The sequence below is a fragment of the Jeotgalibaca sp. A127 genome (genome assembly GCF_052266745.1).
In the GTDB taxonomy this organism is placed as follows: domain Bacteria; phylum Bacillota; class Bacilli; order Lactobacillales; family Aerococcaceae; genus Jeotgalibaca.
This window is the reverse complement of record NZ_JBQPRC010000003.1, coordinates 93,545-112,367: the sequence shown is the minus strand read 5'-3', so window position 1 is coordinate 112,367 and position 18,823 is coordinate 93,545. Positions and strand designations below refer to the sequence as shown.

13 protein-coding genes are annotated in these 18,823 nt (G+C 44.1%); 6 read left to right on the top strand and 7 right to left on the bottom strand.

Annotation, left to right across the window (positions count from 1 at the left end; translation table 11 throughout):
• Positions 1 to 106: 106 nt before the first annotated feature.
• Together ACTVAI_RS04555 and ACTVAI_RS04550 are read right to left on the bottom strand one after the other, a co-directional pair.
• The gene (locus tag ACTVAI_RS04555) at positions 107 to 3,145 is read right to left on the bottom strand and encodes an AAA family ATPase (protein ID WP_443486124.1); all 3,039 of its coding nucleotides are present in this window, start codon (positions 3,143 to 3,145) and stop codon (positions 107 to 109) included.
• A gap of 7 nt (positions 3,146 to 3,152) precedes the next feature.
• Positions 3,153 to 4,295, bottom strand: a complete 1,143-nt coding sequence (locus tag ACTVAI_RS04550) for an exonuclease SbcCD subunit D (protein ID WP_443485992.1) — start codon at positions 4,293 to 4,295, stop codon at positions 3,153 to 3,155.
• Positions 4,296 to 4,378: 83 nt separating this feature from the next.
• Here ACTVAI_RS04550 and ACTVAI_RS04545 point away from each other — a divergent pair, with 83 nt between their 5' ends.
• The 3 genes from ACTVAI_RS04545 to ACTVAI_RS04535 all read left to right on the top strand — a co-directional run bounded on the left by ACTVAI_RS04545 (position 4,379) and on the right by ACTVAI_RS04535 (position 6,992).
• The gene (locus ACTVAI_RS04545) at positions 4,379 to 5,167 is read left to right on the top strand and encodes an SDR family oxidoreductase (RefSeq protein WP_443485991.1); all 789 of its coding nucleotides are present in this window, start codon (positions 4,379 to 4,381) and stop codon (positions 5,165 to 5,167) included.
• Between the two features lie 25 nt (positions 5,168 to 5,192).
• The gene (locus ACTVAI_RS04540) at positions 5,193 to 5,942 is read left to right on the top strand and encodes an acyl-[acyl-carrier-protein] thioesterase (protein ID WP_443485990.1); all 750 of its coding nucleotides are present in this window, start codon (positions 5,193 to 5,195) and stop codon (positions 5,940 to 5,942) included.
• Positions 5,943 to 6,314: 372 nt separating this feature from the next.
• Entirely contained in the window at positions 6,315 to 6,992 is a 678-nt protein-coding gene (locus tag ACTVAI_RS04535) for a chloride channel protein (protein WP_443485989.1), read from the top strand.
• Positions 6,993 to 7,044: 52 nt separating this feature from the next.
• Here ACTVAI_RS04535 and ACTVAI_RS04530 read toward each other — a convergent pair whose 3' ends face one another.
• Entirely contained in the window at positions 7,045 to 8,670 is a 1,626-nt protein-coding gene (locus tag ACTVAI_RS04530; protein WP_443485988.1) for an ABC-F family ATP-binding cassette domain-containing protein, read from the bottom strand.
• An 83-nt stretch (positions 8,671 to 8,753) separates the two neighbouring features.
• Positions 8,754 to 9,728: a hypothetical protein gene (locus ACTVAI_RS04525; protein ID WP_443473947.1), complete on the bottom strand. Its 975-nt coding sequence runs from the start codon at positions 9,726 to 9,728 to the stop codon at positions 8,754 to 8,756.
• Positions 9,729 to 9,833: 105 nt separating this feature from the next.
• Between ACTVAI_RS04525 and brnQ the strand changes: the two genes are divergently transcribed.
• Positions 9,834 to 11,174: a branched-chain amino acid transport system II carrier protein gene (brnQ, locus tag ACTVAI_RS04520; protein WP_443473948.1), complete on the top strand. Its 1,341-nt coding sequence runs from the start codon at positions 9,834 to 9,836 to the stop codon at positions 11,172 to 11,174.
• A gap of 475 nt (positions 11,175 to 11,649) precedes the next feature.
• The gene (locus ACTVAI_RS04515) at positions 11,650 to 12,828 is read left to right on the top strand and encodes an RNA-guided endonuclease InsQ/TnpB family protein (RefSeq protein ID WP_443485987.1); all 1,179 of its coding nucleotides are present in this window, start codon (positions 11,650 to 11,652) and stop codon (positions 12,826 to 12,828) included.
• A 187-nt stretch (positions 12,829 to 13,015) separates the two neighbouring features.
• On the opposite strand, the gene ACTVAI_RS04510 is transcribed toward ACTVAI_RS04515, so the two are convergent.
• The 3 genes from ACTVAI_RS04510 to ACTVAI_RS04500 all read right to left on the bottom strand — a co-directional run bounded on the left by ACTVAI_RS04510 (position 13,016) and on the right by ACTVAI_RS04500 (position 17,361).
• Positions 13,016 to 15,160: an RNA degradosome polyphosphate kinase gene (locus ACTVAI_RS04510; RefSeq protein ID WP_443472825.1), complete on the bottom strand. Its 2,145-nt coding sequence runs from the start codon at positions 15,158 to 15,160 to the stop codon at positions 13,016 to 13,018.
• A 29-nt stretch (positions 15,161 to 15,189) separates the two neighbouring features.
• Positions 15,190 to 16,764, bottom strand: a complete 1,575-nt coding sequence (locus tag ACTVAI_RS04505; RefSeq protein WP_443472826.1) for a Ppx/GppA family phosphatase — start codon at positions 16,762 to 16,764, stop codon at positions 15,190 to 15,192.
• A gap of 111 nt (positions 16,765 to 16,875) precedes the next feature.
• Positions 16,876 to 17,361, bottom strand: coding sequence for a nucleoside 2-deoxyribosyltransferase (locus ACTVAI_RS04500; RefSeq protein ID WP_443472827.1), 486 nt, complete (start codon positions 17,359 to 17,361; stop codon positions 16,876 to 16,878).
• A 214-nt stretch (positions 17,362 to 17,575) separates the two neighbouring features.
• On the opposite strand from ACTVAI_RS04500, the gene ACTVAI_RS04495 reads away from it, so the two are divergent.
• Positions 17,576 to 18,769, top strand: a complete 1,194-nt coding sequence (locus ACTVAI_RS04495) for a 3D domain-containing protein (RefSeq protein WP_443485986.1) — start codon at positions 17,576 to 17,578, stop codon at positions 18,767 to 18,769.
• Positions 18,770 to 18,823 lie beyond the last annotated feature (54 nt).

Genomic DNA, 18,823 nt, shown 5'->3' with positions numbered 1-18,823 from the left:
ATAGAAAAACGACATCCACACTTTTGTGAGGACGTCGCCAGTACGGTCCGTGACGCCCCAACTGCCCTTGGAACCCCCTGGATTTATCCATGGGGAGCAGTCAGAGCTAGACCACAATTTCCGCATGGCTTCCTGATGCGGAATGGGTCACCTTGATATGGGCGGGTATCCGGGCCTTCAATTCGTCCACATGGGAGATAATGCCCACCATCCGGCCGTTGGCGTTCAACTCTGACAATGTCTGGATGGCTTGTTCCAGCGATTCGGGATCGAGCGTCCCAAAACCTTCATCGATAAAGAGCGTATCGATTTGAATACCACCGCTTTGTTGCTGCATGACATCACTCAACCCCAAAGCCAACGCCAAGGATGCCTTGAAACTTTCTCCTCCGGAAAGGGTTTTGACGCTGCGCATTTGGCCGGTATAGTGGTCGAAGACATCCAGTTCCAGGCCTTTCGCGCCGGCACCTTTTGCCTCTCTTTCTGAACGGAGCAGCAAGTAACGGTTATCGGTCATTTGCGTCAAGCGCTTGTTTGCCGCTTGGACGATCTCGTCATAATAAATGGCCAGCACATAACGCTCGAAAGAAAGGCGGCCGGTTTCGCTCGACTGGCCATTGGCTATTTCGGAGATGCGCTTCATGCGGCCGAATTCTTGCAGGAGTGCTTTTCCACGCTCATAGGTTGTGCTGATGTTTTCCAGCCCACTTTCAATGCTTTGGATATGGTTGGAAAGCCGTTTGCTTTCCTGGGCCAGTTTCTCCCCCCTTACCTCCAAGCTGTCGATTGTGGCCAGCACCGTAGCGACAGCGAGGTTTTCCGGGAATGCGGCTACGAGTTTCTCTTGGTCCCGCAAATTCCGGGCGGTGACTTTGACCTCGTCCTGGTAGTTGCCCAAGTCATTTTTGGCTGCTTCGACCTGGGCGCGCGGCATCAGTTGCGCTTCAAAATCATCCGACAACTGCGCAGCGGCCAATTTCCCATGATAACTCTCTCTGGCTTCGGCGATGCGCGTCAGGGCGGAGGCGATCTGATTTTCCAGCGAACCTTGGGTAGTCGCCAGGACAGCGATTTCCTTCTCCAATGCGGTTATTTCTTGCTGCACCAAAGGATAATCTTTTTCTGTCGCTTCGATTTTTTCCGCCAACGAATCATGATCGGCTTTCACTTTGCTTTGCGTCAGCCCTTTTACAAGGGCAAGCTGTTCCTGCAGAGTTGCATTCTCGTCACGCAGCTGTTGTTCCCGTGTCTGCATGAGCGTTTCCAATTCTTTCTGGCGCAAGTGCGTATTTTTTTCCTGTTCCTGGATGGCTTCCAGTAGCTGATTACGCTGTTCCTGCTGGTCAGCGATTTTTTGCAGCGCCGCAATCTGCGTTTCCGATTCCAATAGTTGTGCCAGCGTGTCGGATAGGCGTTTTTTTGCTTTTTCAAAATGGACGGAGCAGTCTTCCCGGTTGAAGCCAAGCAGCTTTTCCAGGTCCTCCAGCTGCTTGTTGATATTGCCGACGCGTTCGGCCGCCTGCGAGTGGAGCCTGTCGGCTTCACTCGTTTTATCCTGAATGGCTTCAAGTTCCTCCTCGGTCGGCGCTTCTGCCAGCAAAGGGGCGGGGAGGGGATGGTCCAGCGAGCCGCATACCGGACAAGCGGAACCGTCTTCAAGGCCATTTGCCAATAGTCCTGCCATGTTTTGATTGAACAAACGTGTGGCCTGCACCGATACTTGGTGCTGCGTTTCGGCTTTTGCTTGCGCCTCCATGAATGCGGCCCGTGCTTCTCGGTGCATTTCCACCAGCTTCTGCATGGCCGTCAGTTCTTTCAATTGCACATCAAGTCCCGCTTGATAGTGTTTCAGCTCATGGACCGCATCTTTTTTGGTTCCCACATCAACTCGGGCCGTTTGACTTTCCTTCAACTGGGTCGATGCGACTGTTTTTTCTTCTATCAGTTGTTCCGCCTTGGTGGCGAGGTCAGAGTATTCTTCTTGAGCTTCCGCCTGGACCTTTTCCAGTACACGCACGTTTTGCTCCAGCTTCCCGATCAAAGCGAATGTCTCGACTTGTTTATCGAGCTCTTTCAAGTCTTGACGCCATAAGGGAAGGTTTTGATGGGCGGCGGCCAAAGTCAGGAAATTCACGCGCTCTTCTTCCAAGACAGCCCCGGTTTCGGCGAACTGTTCTTTTTTGTTTTTCAGTTCACTTTCCAGCTCGTCTCTGGTCTGCACTTCCTTCTGGAGGATCCGTTTTGCTTCCAGGCAGGTTTGGGCTTTTTCGTATTGGATGATTTGTTTTTCCAAAACGTCAAAGTGCTTTTTTTGTTCCGCCAATTCCGCCTCGCGTTGGACAAGGATTTCCAATTTTTGCAACTGCGCTAATTGGTTCCCGGCTTTTGTCAGCTCCAGTGCTTGTTCTTTTTGCTGCGCGGTAATCCCGGCGGCCAGCTGCAGGTAATCAGCCTGCAATTCCCGTAACCGCTCGAGGACAGCCTCGGTATCTTCTTCCTCCTGGCTTTTCTGCAAAGATTCATCTTCCAATCTTGACAAATAAGTGAATGACGCCCGCAGTTCTGTACGGTTTCCCTCGACTTCCTTGTTCAATCGGGAGACTTGTTTTTTCAGGTTGTCCTGGAATGTCAGGATGACTTCCGTCCCGAAAATGTTCCGGAAAATCGCTTCCTTGTCTTTGCTGTCCGATTCCAGCAACCGTTTGAACTCGCCTTGCGGGAGCATCACGATTTGCTTGAATTGGTCATAAGTCAACGCCAGCAGTTGGGCGATTTCCTTGTTGGCATCCATGATTTTGGTCGTTACCTGGCCGTCATGGTGGAAGGCGACGGAAGAACTGTGGGAAATGATGCCGCGCTTGCCGGGACCTTTTTGCTCGGGTCTGCGTTCGATGTAGTATTCCTTCCCGTTCACCTCGAAAGTAAAAGCGACTTGGCAAAGATCTTCGTCCGTGGCGAAGTCTGATTTGAAAGAATCCTTGTTGCGGCTGGCACCGCTGGCATCATCGTAGAGCGCGTAGGCGATGGCATCGAAAATGGTTGTTTTACCGGAGCCGGTCGGTCCGCTGATCAAGAACAAGGATTGGTTGTTGAACTCGGTGAAGTCCAGGACCGTACGTTCTTTATACGGTCCAAAAGCGGTCATTTCCAATCTAATGGGTCTCATGGGTGCTCCTTTCCGCCAGCTGGAATTCTTGGCTGATGAATTTTCGCGCTTCCGGGGAGAGCGTCGTGTTTGTGGCATCTTCATAGAAATCGGTAAACAGATCAGGCAGTTTCTTGGCTTTCAGATCGGCTTGGGTGAGCGCGATGCTCGAAACCGCGTTGGCTTGACGATTACAATATTCCAAGCCCATCGCATTCGGGAATTTCTTGCGCAACTGATTCATCGGATCGAAAACAATTTCCTGGTCCAACAGCTCGAAGAAGACATAGTCGTTTGAACGTTGGCCGAGCAACTCGGCAAATGTGCCGCGCAGTATTTTCATATCGCGCAAAGGTTCCATATGCAGGGGCGTCAAGGAAACCTTTCCTTTCTCCAGATCGACGAGGGTGGCTTGCTTCCTGTGGTCTGCTTCGGATTTGGAATACTTGAGCAGGGAACCGCTGTAGCGGATATGGTCCTCTTTGACCTTTTGCGGTTTGTGGAGATGTCCCAGAGCGACGTAATCGAATCCCTCCAGTAAACCGACCGGGACGTATTCGGCTGTCCCGATGCTGAGCGGTCTTTCCGAAGCGGATGTTTCAACGGATTCGACGTTACCGTTGATGACGTAACCATGGGCGACCAGGACGTTGATTTCGGCCGGATTCCATTCGGCCTTGATTGCCTCGATTTGGTACCGCGCGACATCCTCCATCGTCCGGATTTCCGGTTGCTGCATTTTTTCGCGAACGAAAGCGGGATCGGCGAAAGGCACCAAATAGAAATTGGCATCACCGATGGTGACTCTCCGTGTCTTTTCCTTGAGGGTCCCCTCGATATGGAGATTGTTTTGGGTGAATAGGCGGGAACCGTATTCGAGGCGCTCGCTGCTGTCATGGTTCCCGGAAATGGCCAGCACCGGAACACCGAGTTCCTTCACGATCCGGGTCAGGATTTCGTCCGCCAAGGCCACTGCCTCTTTGGGCGGAAGTGAACGGTCATAGAGGTCACCCGCCATGACGACGGCATCGACAGATAAAGTTTTCACTTGTTCAATCAGTTTGTTCAGCAGATAGCGTTGGTCTTCGATCATCGAGAAGTCGTTGACGATTTTACCCAAATGCCAATCGGCAGTATGCAATAGTCGCACTTGCCTTCCTCCTTTATGTTAAAATGTAGTCAGTACTTTTCATTCATTATATCAAACGTTTGTTCGGAAAAGGAGGATTTTTGATGGATTTAGGTCTGAAAGGAAAAAATGCATTGATTATCGCATCCAGCCAAGGGCTCGGAAAAGCCGTTGCCGCTGAGCTGGTGAAAGAAGGGGCCAATGTCATGTTGACGAGCCGGAGCGAGGATACCCTGCGCGATGTGCAAGCTGAACTTGAATTGCTGGGTGACGGGAGGGTGACCTATTATCCTTGTGATATCACCAAACCGGAAGACATCAAGGCACTCGTTTCGGAAACACGGAAACGTTTGGGTACCATCAACATTTTATTGAACAATGCCGGTGGTCCGCCAAGCGGGGTTTTCGATGACTTCGACGATGAAGCCTGGCAACAAGCGTTCGAACTGAATTTATTGAGTTACATCCGGGTCATCCGGGAAGTGTTGCCTGATTTGCGCAAACACGGCGGAAGAATCGTCAATGTCGCCTCCATTTCGGTGAAAATGCCGATGACGAACCTGATTTTATCGAACACATTCCGGAACGGGATTGTCGGGTTATCGAAATCCCTGGCCGAGGAACTGGGACCGGATAACATCTTGGTCAATGTTGCCGCTCCCGGGACGATCGGGACAGGCAGGATCGAGCAGTTGAATCGTGACAATGCCGAGAAAAAAGGCGTTTCTGTTGAAGAGGTTGAAAAGGAAACGACCGCCAAAATCCCGCTGGGACGCATGGGGAGACCGGAGGAGTTTGGTAAAGCGGTCGCGTTTTTACTTTCCGATGCGAACACGTACATCACCGGATCGACGCTCCTCGTTGATGGCGGCATGGCAAAAGTAATCAGTTAAAAATGAAAAGGTGAAGGAAGCAACTATGAGTGGATTAAAATATCGCAACAGACACGTCGTTCAAACCTATGAATGTGATGTCCAAAAAGAGATGACGCTACCGGCATTGATCAACGCCATGGTGGAAACATCCGGATTACAAAGCCATGCACTGGGAAACACGAATGAATTCATGAACGATCTCGGCTTGGCCTGGATCATCATCCAGTATGACATAACGATAAACCGCATGCCGACCCGTAGGGAGGAAATCACGCTGGAAACAGAGGCTTTGAGCTATAACCGCTTCTTTACCTACCGTGCATTCAGGGCTTTTGATGAGGCGGAAAACTTGTTGGCGGAGGCCATCACGACATTCGGGGTGATGGCAGTGGAAACCCGTAAACTGACAACCGTTACCCAAGAATTGGTGGCACCGTACCAGGCAGAAGAAATCAGGACGATGCGGCGTTCACCGAAAATACAGCCGGTTAACCCTGAAAAGGCCACCAGTATGCCATTCCGGGTACGTTATTTGGATATCGATGGTAATATGCACGTGAATAATGCCAAGTATTTTGACTGGATCATCAATTCGGTCGATGTGGACATTTTGCGGAACTACAAAATGAAATCCATTTCCATCAAGTATGAGAAGGAAGTCGGCTATGGAAATGTCATTGAGAGCCGTGTGTCCTTCGAGGAAATGGAAGATGGCGCACTCCGCACCGCCCATGTAATCGAAAATGGCGGCGGCAATGCCTGTGTTGCGAATATCTTCTGGGAAAAAAGATAAGGATAAAAGAAGGATCAAGTATTTTGATGAGTCAGAGAGAAGGATTTAGTTGTTGGAAAGAGTAAAAGAAATAGTGTCAAGGGATCGAAGGATTGCTTATGCTGCTAAAGGGATTGTAGTTGGGACCATAGCAGGGGTAACGGTCAGTTTATTCCGTCTGGGGATTGAAAAGCTTTTGGAAACGATAGTGGAACGCTATCACTATTTCCATGAAAGTCCGCCTGCTTTAATCGGATGGATAGTGCTATCGGTTTTGGTGGCGTTTTTCCTTGGTAAATTGATCAAAAGCGAGCCCGACATAAAAGGGAGCGGCATTCCTCAAGTGGAAGGGCAGGTTCAGGGGTTGATGACACTTGAATGGTGGCCGGTTCTTTGGAAAAAGTTTGTGGCGGAATTTTGGCGATCGGATCAGGTTTGTTCTTGGGAAGAGAAGGTCCATCCATCCAGTTGGGTGCCATGGTGGGCCGGGGGGTCAGTGACATTTCCGGCGGGGACGAAATTTCCGATAAAATCTTGATTTCCAGCGGTGCCGGGGCGGGGTTGGCGGCAGCATTCAACGCCCCAGTCGCCGGGCTCATGTTTGTGTTGGAGGAAATCCATCACAATTTCTCGCCACTCATCGCCTTGACGACGTTCATTGCGACGGTCACCGCCAATTTTGTTTCACTGAATGTATTTGGATTAACACCGGCACTCGATATCGGAGCCATCACCTCATTACCGGTGAAATATTACGGGGCGGTAGTATTACTGGGCGTCTTGTTGGCAGTTGCCGGGTGGGGCTACAGCCGTGTGCTTTTGTCTGTATCTGATTGGTATAGCAAATTGTCCTTTTTTCCGAGTCATTTATACGGACTTATCCCTTTCTTAGCCGTCATTCCGATTGGATGGTTCCTGCCCCATCTCATAGGTGGGGGCAGTGGCATTGTCCTGAACTTGGAACAATGGCACCTTTCGTTGGGTGTCCTGATCGGGTTATTTATTTTACTGGTGATCACGGACGAGGGATTGTTGAAATCCGTACAAGAGGAATTGCAGCGGTTGAATTAAGCCAAAAAAGCAGGAAACAGCATGTTGTGATATGCTGTTTCCTGCTTTATTTTTATTCGTACAATGCAGCCACACGTGCCTGCACATTCTTGTCTTCCAGGAATTCTTCGTAGGTGGTATCCATACGGTCCACCACACCATTGGCACTTACTTCAATAATGCGGTTTGCAGTTGTATTGATAAACTCGTGGTCATGAGATGAGAACAACAAAGCGCCTTTAAATGCAATCATACCATCGTTCAAAGCAGTGATTGATTCCAAGTCCAAATGGTTTGTTGGATCATCCAAAATTAGAACGTTTGCTTTGGAGAACATCATTTTAGAAAGGATAACCCGGACTTTTTCGCCCCCGGATAATACAGATACTTTCTTCATAACGTCGTCACCAGTAAAGAGCATACGACCCAAGAAACTACGCAAGAAAGTATTATCGTCTTCTTCTGGACCAGCAAATTGACGTAACCATTCCAGAATGTTGATGTCTGGATTTGGGAACTCGCTTGAGTGGTCTTTAGGCAAGTAGCTACGTGAAGTTGTAACACCCCATTTGAAAGTACCAGCATCTGGTTCCATTTCACCCATCAAAATACGGAATAGGGTAGTTGTTGCAATATCACGACGACTTGTAATAGCCACTTTATCTTCACGGTTCAATGTGAAACTAATGTTATCCAATACTTTCACACCATCGATAGACTTAGATAGACCATCAACAATCAATAAATCATTTCCAATTTCACGTTCCGGTGAGAAACCAACGAATGGATATTTACGTGAAGATGGTTGAATATCATCCAAGGTAATTTTATCCAACATTTTCTTACGGGACGTTGCTTGTTTCGATTTAGAAGCATTCGCACTAAAGCGGGCGATAAAATCTTGTAATTCCTTGATTTTTTCTTCTTTTTTAGAGTTTTGGTCTGCTGCCAGTTTAGAAGCTAATTGACTGGACTGCAACCAGAAGTCGTAGTTACCAACATAAAGTTGGATTTTACCGAAGTCAACGTCTGCCATATGTGTACAAACCGTATTCAAGAAGTGACGGTCATGGGATACAACAATAACAGTGTTAGGGAAGTTAATTAAAAACTCAGATAACCAATCAATTGATTGCTTATCCAAACCGTTAGTAGGCTCATCCAGAAGTAAAACGTCTGGTTGACCGAACAAAGCTTGTGCTAAAAGAACCTTAACTTTTTGTGGTTCAATCAGTTCGCTCATATTTTTGTAATGCAAATCTTCGGAAATTCCTAAACCTTGCAACAAGCTCGCAGCATCTGCTTCAGCTTCCCAACCATTTAGTTCCGCAAATTCACCTTCAAGTTCACCAGCACGAATGCCATCTTCATCAGTAAATTCTTCCTTCATATAAATAGCGTCTTTTTCTTGACGTACTGCATAAAGGCGTTTATTACCCATGATAACGGTGTCGAGTACTTGTTTGTCTTCAAAACCAAAGTGATCTTGATTCAAAACAGATAAACGTTCATTTGGATCTAGAATAACGTCACCGGTTGAAGGTTGAATTTCACCAGAAAGAATCTTTAAGAAAGTGGATTTTCCAGCACCATTTGCTCCAATTACACCATAGCAGTTGCCGGGAGTGAATTTAATATTTACATTGTCAAAAAGTTTACGATCAGAAAATTGTAAACTGACGTTTGATACAGTAATCATTCTTGGCATTCCTCAATTCATTTAATATTGTCCTTTCACATTCTAACACAATCTTTTCAAATTGAAAGCATTTCGAACCATGATTAAAGCAGTTTATTAAACATAAATAAACTTATTTGCTCATCCGAAATGAGATGAAGATGATTCTGATAATCAAGTGATTTGGGATACAGGCGATATGAAAGGTACTCATCATAAGAAAAATAAGTATCATTTCCCAATCGCATCGTTAAACCCTTACTGTTTTCAGAGAGCGAAAGATACTGGTCATCAAGTGTTTCACTGGCTAAGTTAGGATGAGGAATCATTCTTATCTTAATTGGATCACCAATTATCTGGGTTGTGGTTCTATCGACATCAGGTAAAAAGTGGAAGAGACTGATGGCCTGAACGGCTTCTGCATCACTATCGAAGTTTAATGATGTTTTATAATATGTTGTGTTTATTTGTAACTTATTTTTCGCTATCTTTTCAATAAGATAGGGCTCTCTCTTTTTCATGCCAAAGACCATTAGCTGGATAGGCTCATCATTTTCATCTAACTGAAGGATATCATTACCTCGCAAAACGATTGAAGCAGTTGGTGTATCATCCCAGGGAATGATTGTTTCCATATGCCATTCGAAAATACCATCCGTTTCTGATACCAAAATTATCCGGTTGGATGAACTAATATCTAGACTATGGAAATCACCTTTCATCAATAGTGTTTCAGATGTATTTGCTTTTTCGGGGTACCGGACATAAAATCCTGTTTCATCTATAAAATAGAGACGATGGCGATAAATATAATTCCCCCGAATAGGCCGATCAAAATGTAGTGCTTTGAACAAAAAAGGTTGTAGATCCGCTTCGTCCAGAAAAAGTGACTGATTTACAATTGGTTCTTGGTAAATAGGCAAATCCTGAAGGCCTAAGTGTTCAATCCATTTTCGCCAATGATAAATAGAAACATTTGATCTATCCTTCCATAAATATAAAAAACCACTATATAACGAAATATCATAAAAGTTTCCCTTTATCGTTAAATTAGTTAATAATATGTCTGCTTTATCCATAAACATCCTCCTTTCGGAAAAAATCTCGCAATATGATTATACCATATGGAGGTTCACATCAATTCATGATAGAATAGACAAAAATTATTAGGAATGGAGAATTTCATGGACAAAAAATTAACGTTCAAAGATTACCTGTTTATCGGTTCGATGTTGTTCGGATTATTCTTTGGAGCTGGGAACTTAATATTCCCTGTCCAAATGGGACAACTAGCCGGATCGAATATGCTGGAAGCAACATTGGGATTCATCATCACGGCTGTGGGGCTACCATTCCTTGGCATCGTGGCAATGGGGCTAGCACGCAAGGACAGTTTGTACGAATTAGCCAGCAAGATTTCACCTGGTTATGGATTATTCTATACCATCGCTTTGTACTTGACGATTGGGCCATTCTTTGCGATTCCCAGAACTGCGACTGTATCATTCGAAGCAGCATTTGCACCATATTTAGATAAAGGGATTTTGCAACTGGCACTTCTTATTTTTTCAGCTTTATTCTTCGGTTTTTCCTTGTGGTTTACATTACGACCTTCAGGAATTTTAACGTGGGTAGGTAAAGTATTAAATCCGATATTCTTGGTCTCATTAACAGGACTAGTCATCTTTTCCGTTTTAAAACCTATGGGAGAGGTAGGGACGATTCCTGTTCAGGAGACTTACCAAGCAGGAGCATTTTTTCGTGGGTTTCTAGAAGGGTATAACACGATGGATGCTTTGGCAGCTTTAGCATTTGGTATTATTGTTATCAGTACCATCAAAAGTTTAGGGGTAACAAAACCATCCGCAATAGCAAGAGACACCGTGATTGCTGGATTGTTCAGTACAACATTGATGGCCATCATTTATGCAAGTCTGGTTTATGTCGGAGCAACAAGTCAAGGTATTTTTGGTCTTAGTGCCAACGGGGGAGCTGCTTTAGCAATCGTTTCTGATCATTATTTCGGAGCTTTTGGAGCAGTGGTTCTTGCCGTTATTATTACCGTTGCTTGTTTCAAAACAGCAGTAGGGTTACTGACTGCCATCAGTGAGATGTTCGTGACCTTGTTCCCTAATAAGTTAACTTACAACCAATTTGTATATCTTTTTACAGGTATTTCATTTGGAGTAGCAAACCTGGGATTGCAACAAATCATCACTTTGTCTATTCCTGTATTGATGTTCCTGTATCCATTAGCGATTACGCTTATCTTTACAGCGATACTGAGTCCGCTATTTAAGGATAAGGATATTGTTTACAGAATGACCACGATTTTTACCCTCCCATTTGCCTTGCTTGATTTTATCCAAGCCTTGCCAGAAGAGTGGAGAAGTGGGCTCATTCTGGAGCAAGTATCTATTTGGGCGAAAGCTACGGTTCCGTTATTTAATTACGGAATGAGCTGGCTGATCCCATCATTTATTGGTTTTGTTATTGGGTTAATACTTTCTAGAAGAACTAAATAAGAAAAGAGACAAAAGCTATCATAAACAGCTTTTGTCTCTTTTTTGGTTCTATTATTTATGGTGTGGGTAGGTATTCTTCTCGGAAATCCCGAAGGACGGTGGGGTTGCTTGTGGCCGTGTCAAGGATGCAATGCGAAAGTAGGGACCGTTGATGCTTCAGCGTCTACGGTCCCTTTGAGGCTTGCAAGCCCGGAGACTACAGGCTCAGGGCGGTCCCACGGCAGTACACAAGCAACCCCGCAGGCCGAAGGGCATTTCCTTCACCAACACCAGATAACCAAGAACCTCTTTTTTTAACGGCTTCCGAAAGAAGTCTCCCGCTTCTAAACGTTTCGGTGCATGGCACCAGTGAAAGCGGGAGATGAATTTCGGTTCCCCAATGGGGAACGATAGTTCCTATTTACGTCAATAAAAATCGACTTAAGACGAAGGCATGTTATATAATATCCTTATAATCAAGGAAGGAGGAAAGGTTATGTACCACGGAAAACGATTGATGATTCGAAATCAAGCGAAGCTGAAACCGGCATTGGATACCTGCAACAAAGCTTCCGCTGAAGTGTGGAACCTGTGCTTGCGGAAGTCCAAGGCACATCATCTTGCCACCGGCAAGTGGATAGGCAAGACGCAACTGCAAAGCGAAACCAAGCAAACGGTCGCATTGCATAGTCAAAGCATCCAAGCCGTCGCCCACAAATACCTGAACGCCCGTCTGGCGGCGAAGGAAGCCAAAATCGCAGGGCGCAAGGATGTCCGTTACCCCTACAAGGAGAAGTTCTTCTTCAACACCAAATGGGTCGGACAGGCTTTTTCCATAGAAGGTAATGTCGTCACCCTCTCATTGGGCATCCGCAACGGCAAAAGACAACCGCCACTGAAGTTGCGGGTATCCGGATTAGACGGCATTCCTGTCGAAACCATCAAGGAAGTGGAGCTATGCCACGACACCCATTATTATTTGTCCGTTACTTACGACGATGGGATAGAAAATCCGCCCTTGGGGCAACAACAGGCGGCTTCTGTTGACTTGGGCGAAATCCACAGTATTGCTTCCTTTGCGGAAGACGGTTCTTCCGTCCTGATTAGCGGACGCAAGGCACGCAGTATCCACCAATTGCGCAACAAGAAGCTGGCTGAACTGCAACGGCTGCAGTCGAAGTGCAAGAAAGGCTCGTGCCAGTGGAAGAAATACCAAAAAGCCAAAAACTTCGTCCGCACCAAGAGCGCCCGCCAGCTACAGGATGCCCTGCATAAGACCACCAAAAACTTTGTGGATTGGTGCGTCGCACAGCAGGTTTCGACGGTCTATGTCGGTGATGTGGACGGCGTCCAACGCAACACCAAAGGGAAGAAACGAAAAAAAGTGACGCAAAAGCTGTCCAATTGGAGCTTCGGCAAGCTGATGAGCTACCTGACGTATAAAGCCAGAGCCACCGGCATCGCCATCCAAAAGGTGGACGAAGCCTACAGTACGCAAACATGTCCTGTTTGCCACAACCGCAAGAAACATACCGGTCGCAATGTCCGTTGTGCGTGCGGCTACACCAGCCACCGCGACATTCACGGAGCCAAGAACATCCTCAGCAAGACACTGTACGGGAACTTCCTGCCGTGGGCAGTCGCGGAACAGACAAAGTATCTACGACCATGTTAGGGAGTAGTAGATGGCGCGTCACCGCCCACAAACAGTAAAAACTGTTTGCGTTGCTTTTTGTGGAGAGAAGAAACAGCCACTTCCCAAAGGGAAGCCTCTCGGCAACTGTCGAGTTCCGCTGCAGCGTCACTTTAGACAAAAAGAAACCCCGACTTCAAAATCCGTCAGGATTTAAGTGGGGGAGTGTTCATTTATTCCGCCGCATACGACCCCGAATTCGGGAAAACCAAGTTTCCTTTAATTGTTCTTCACGTGTCAAGGCTTTCTCAGCTAATGACAAATCAATAAAATGTTGATGTGCATTTAAAGGTTCTTCATTTGTCTCGATATGGATATAGTCTCCATCAGTATTTAACGCCTGGGCTTTTTGGTTATCACGAAGATAAACATCTAAAATATCCAGGATTTCTGTTTTGATGGCATTATCCAAAATAGGAAATTCAATTTCTACCCGGCCGATCATGTTACGTGTCATCATGTCAGCTGAAGACAAGAAGAGTTTTTTTGCACCATTTTGATGGAAATAGTAAATTCTACTGTGCTCAAGGAAGCGGCCAATAACACTGATAACACGAATGTTATCACTCACTCCAGATACGCCTGGTTTCAGGCAGCAAATACCACGAATAATTAAATCGATTTTAACCCCGATTTGACTCGCTTCATAGAGTTTCATGATAATTTTTTTATCGGTCAAAGAATTCATTTTTGCGATAATTTGACCATTGCCGTATTCGCGGTGGAAATCCATTTCTTTTTCAATGTATTCAAGGAAAGAAAGGCGGATTTCATAAGGAGAGACATATAATTGTTTGTACTCGGGGATTTCCGAATACCCACTAAGGTAGTTAAAGAAGGCTGTTGCATCCTCGCCAATTTCTTGATGAGTGGTAAAAATCCCCATGTCTTCATAGCCGCGTGCCGTTTTATCGTTATAATTGCCGGTCCCCAGATGGATGTACCGCTTTATCTTATTCTGTTCCTTTTTTACAACAAGCGTAATTTTGCTGTGCGTCTTTAAATCTGTTACCCCGTAAAGAACATGAGCACCGGAGTCTTCTAATTCTTTTGCCCAGTGTACATTATTTTCCTCGTCAAACCGAGCTTTTAATTCCACCAAAACAGTAACTTGAATCCCATTCTCTGCGGCCTCTTTTAAGGCAGCAATAATCGGTGAATCCCTTGATACACGATAAAGCGTTTGTTTGATTGCCAGGGTGTTCTTATCCCGTGATGCTTCTTCAATAAAATCGATAACTGGTGTAAATGAGTCATAAGGGTGATGCAAGAAAACATCTTTTTTATTTGTAACAGCGTATATGGATTTTCCCAAGAGTTCTTTCGGTATGATTGGGGAGAAATGTGCGTATCTCAATTCAGGGTAGTCACTCTCCAGGGCATCGGCTAACTCCGCCAACATGGTTAAATCTAAAGGCCCATCAAAACTATAAAGATCCCGTTCCAAGAGGTCTAGTTCTTGCATCAAAAAGGCGACATTATTGGCTCGTAAATCGCCCGAATCAGTTGTACGAACTTCGAGCCGCACAGCCACACCATTTTTACGACGTTTGACATAATCTTCAATCACCGATAATAAATCTTCCGCCCCTTCTTCTTGTACTTCAAAATCAGCATTTCTAGTGATTCTGAAAGTGAAACTTTCGGAGACATGGTACCCCATGAATAAACTAGCTAAGTGTCTCTGAATAATATCCTCAATCATTATGATTTTCGTGATATCACCGTCTCTTAAAATGTAGAATCGGTTCAAGAAGGTTGAGATTGGAACAACCGCAATGTGTTTTTCTTCGCCTTTTGATAGATTAACAAAAATATGAAGCACTTTGTTATTCAAATTGGGAAAAGGACGATAAGCATCAATCCCCAACGGAGTAAGGGCAGGAAAAATCATTTCCTGATAATAGCTCTCAATTTCTTTTTGTTCTGCTTCTGTCAATTCAGATATTTTGGGAAAATAGATATTATGAACCGCTAAATCTTTAATTCTTTTATGGAAAAGGGCATATTGGATTTCGTTATTGCGACGATTTTTACTGGAAATGGCTTCAAGCTGTTGTTCAGCATTCAACTGGGTTTTGGAGTCGCGTTGGCTCGGATCGAATTTGAATTGATCTTGAAGTCCGGCCACACGAATCATAAAAAATTCGTCCAAATTAGAGCTGCCAATAGCCAAGAAGTTTATTTGTTCCAAGAGAGGATTGGCATCCATATCCGCTTCTTTAATTACACGTTTATTGAATTCCAGCCAACTTAGCTCTCGGTTATAGTAATAGTTTGGATCATCCAAGTTAACTGTTATATTGTTTCTCATATCGGCACCGTCCTTGTACGCATCAATAATTAGTAAGCTTTACCCAAAATCTTCTTTTTTCCAGTAGCCACATCTACAAAAACTATATCCAGATTTCCTTTTATTATGCGTTGAATATGTTTGCGTTGACGCATAGCCCGGTATTCTTCGGCAATAATTGAGCCTTTATAGTATATTAATAAATCAAACCCATTTTTCTTGGGTTTAAGTTCTATGTTTTTTACAACATTCAGATGTGAATCATTGAGAGCGTTAGCGAACTTTATAATGCCCCCCAATTCCCTGATTTGATCGATATAGGTGACGTTAAACCATTCGTTGAAAGGTTCCAGATATTGATTGAATAAAGAACGGTTTTTGAAACTTGCCAGCAAAGCGACAACAACACGTTCGCGATGAGAAAGGCCATTTAATTCACTATTAGAAATAATATAGAAGGTATGCTGGGAAACGGCACCACTTTCTACATAGACTCCCAGGTAATAGAGGTAGCTCCCATATTGAAGAAGACGGGCGATATAGCGATCTTTTTCGAAAATATCAACCTTACACATTTCTTCATATAACATGCTGACTAGATTTCCGCGTTGATCTGCTACTCTATTTTGGGTGTGATAACTCAACCCAAGTTTGTAAATGCTTTGTGTACTCGTATTTTCCTTAGTGAACGCTTGATTATCAGATAGTTGGTTCAGATAATCCATTATAATTCCTTCGCGCAAACCTTTATTGCTAAAAATGAACATCGAAGCTTTTACTTCATCAAATAACGCTTGAAAGACAACGTTTGCCGGGATAATAATGTCAGCACGGTCCTGGCTCAAACCATCCAGTTCCTGCAATTCCGGTATGGACAAACTTTTAAAAAGGTCAAGAGTCAAAGCTAAATCATCGCGAGACATGCGATAGCCGTGAACACCAGCTAGGGGATAGTTGGTTTGGCGTTGATGCACGTTGGCGATACTACGGGCTGAACCACCAATGGCAGTAACGGGAACGCGTAATTTATTCAACCATTTAAGGCTCTTGAACTGCTCCTGAATGAAACACGTCATTTTCTTGATGGCTTTTTCGTTATTATGCTCTTTGCCATCAAAAAACATTTGCTTAAGGGTTACAACACCAAAAGGGAAACTATGATAGCGGACGATTTCCTTGTTTTCAAAGTAGGTTATTTCGGTACTTCCCCCACCAATATCGACCGTTACACCCTCACTGGTCTCTGTCGATAAAGTTACTGCGTAACTACCATAAAAAGCTTCTTTTTCTTCGGGAACAATTTGTAAATTGACTCCTGCTTTTTCTGCTACTTGACGAACAATATCTTCCCGATTGGTTGATTGGCGAATGGCTGCCGTTGCCATTGGTAATAATTGCGAAACATCATATTGCTCAGTAACCGCAACAAAGGTTTTCAATACATTCACCAAAGAATCAATTCCATCTTGAGACATCGTCTTATCCTCGCTAAGGTATTGGCTTAGTCGAGCAGGCGTTTTGATATTTTGTAGTTCATAGAGGTTATAATCTTCCGTGATTTCGAAAATAACGAGACGAATCGTATTCGATCCAATATCAATTAGAGCAATTTTTTCAGGTTTCATATATATTCTCCTCAATGTTCGGACGTTATCTCTATTTTATAGAACAAATAGTCATTTGTCACAAAAAACAAAATGAGGGCGACGCCAACTTGGCGTCGTCCTCATTTAAATCTATATATTAATATAATTTGCGATTTTTTCGATTAATGCGTCGACGTTATTAACAACGACACCGTTTGTTTTAATTAAGCCGACTGTATACAAGTTAACATACGGAAATTGTGACTCAGCCACTTCTTGTAAGGCAGCCAATTTTTTTTCGTTTGTGGCACCTTGTTGCCTTGAATCTGAATAAAGGGCAACAATAGGAATACCTGCTTGATAAGCAACACCAATTTCAGTGGCCACTCCTACATCCATCGTTTGGCCATCCAGAATAGCAATCAAAATATCCGAAGCCAGTAATTGATCCGTATCCTGTTTAGCGATTAAAATTGAATCTGCATAAGCGTTCTTATCATTAATTTCGCCGTTTTCTTGAGGTACATAAAGATTTAAATCGGGATAAGCTTCCCGAATTTTACCAACCAAGAATTCGTTGTACTGTAATTCCATATGTGAAAAAAGGGGAGCTGCATAGTAGCCTTTTAGAGTCATTGTATATTCTCCTTTTGAAATTATTCATCAATTTTACTAAAACTATCATAGCAATAGTACTCTTAGGATGCAAAGTGCTATTTTCTGTAAGATGTTACAGTTACATTACAGACGAATAGAAGTTGACACATAATCGTAAGATGCTTGAAACCTCTCTCACAAATTTGAATCGTATAATACAAATAGTATTTCCAAAGGAAAGAGGCGAGCCTAATTGGTTAAAGAAAGAAAGCTCGGAAAATTACTTGTAGCGGCATTAGCAGCACAAATGCTATTTGCAGCACCGATTCAAGCGAGTACATTAGATAAAATTCAAAAGCAAGAACAATCCAAGCAGAATGAAATCTCAGAAATAGAGGTATTGGTAACTGACAAATTGACTTCAGTTAACAATAAAAAAGCTGAGGTTGAAGAACTGAATGCACAGATTGAAGATGTCGAAGGTCAAAAAACCGAAACACTTGCAGAGATTGAAGAACAAAAAGCGCTAATTGCAGCACGCAAAGAACAATTGGAAGAACGTTTGGTGGCATTGCAAACTTCATCTTCAACTAATAGCCGGATGTTAATGCTTATGGAAGCAGAAAACTTTGGTGATTTTCTTAATTTGCTGTTGATTCTTGGTCAACTTCAAAGTGCCGATAATGATCGGATCGAATTGGCAATCGAAGAAGAACAAAAATTAGAAGATTTAGAAACGCAGTTGAGTGAAGAAATTGCACTAATTGAAGAAAAATCACTACTTGTGGATGCTGAATCTGAGATTTTGGCGCGCGAACTTGGTTCCTTGCAACAAATCTTAAACGAGAATCAAGCCGAACTAGAAAAAATTATGGCAGACAAAACAGCGGAAGAAAACCGTTTAGCTGAAGTTGCCAAAGCTGAAAAAGTAGCAGCCGAAAAAGCTGCTAAAGAAAAGGCTGAAGCAGATAAAATTGCAGCCGAAAAAGCGGCATCCGATAAACTGGCAGCCGAAAATGCTGCAGCTGAAGAAGCAGAACGTATTGCTGCCGAGGAAGCTGCTAAGACAGAATTGGTTGTAGAAACAGAAACAGAAGTCGTAGAAAATACGGTTGTACAGAATATTTCTGCTCCAGTAGTAACTGAGACGCCAGCACCATCAGGTCGTCAAGTAACGGTCAATGCCACAGCATACTCACGCAATCAACCGAGTCTAAGTAATCATACTTTCACAGGTATTGATTTACGTGAAAATCCAATGGTTATTGCTGTAGATCCGTCTGTTATTCCATTGTGGTCATTAGTGGAAATTCCAGGATATGGAATCTATTTAGCAGGAGACACGGGAAGCGCCATTATCGGAAATCGAATTGATATCCATATGGAAAATCTGGATAGCGCCTGGGCATTCGGAAGACGCCAACTTACTGTAACAATCTTAAATTAATACTAGGAAAAAACTGGGTGATTTCACCCAGTTTTTTTATATGGATCTGTTATT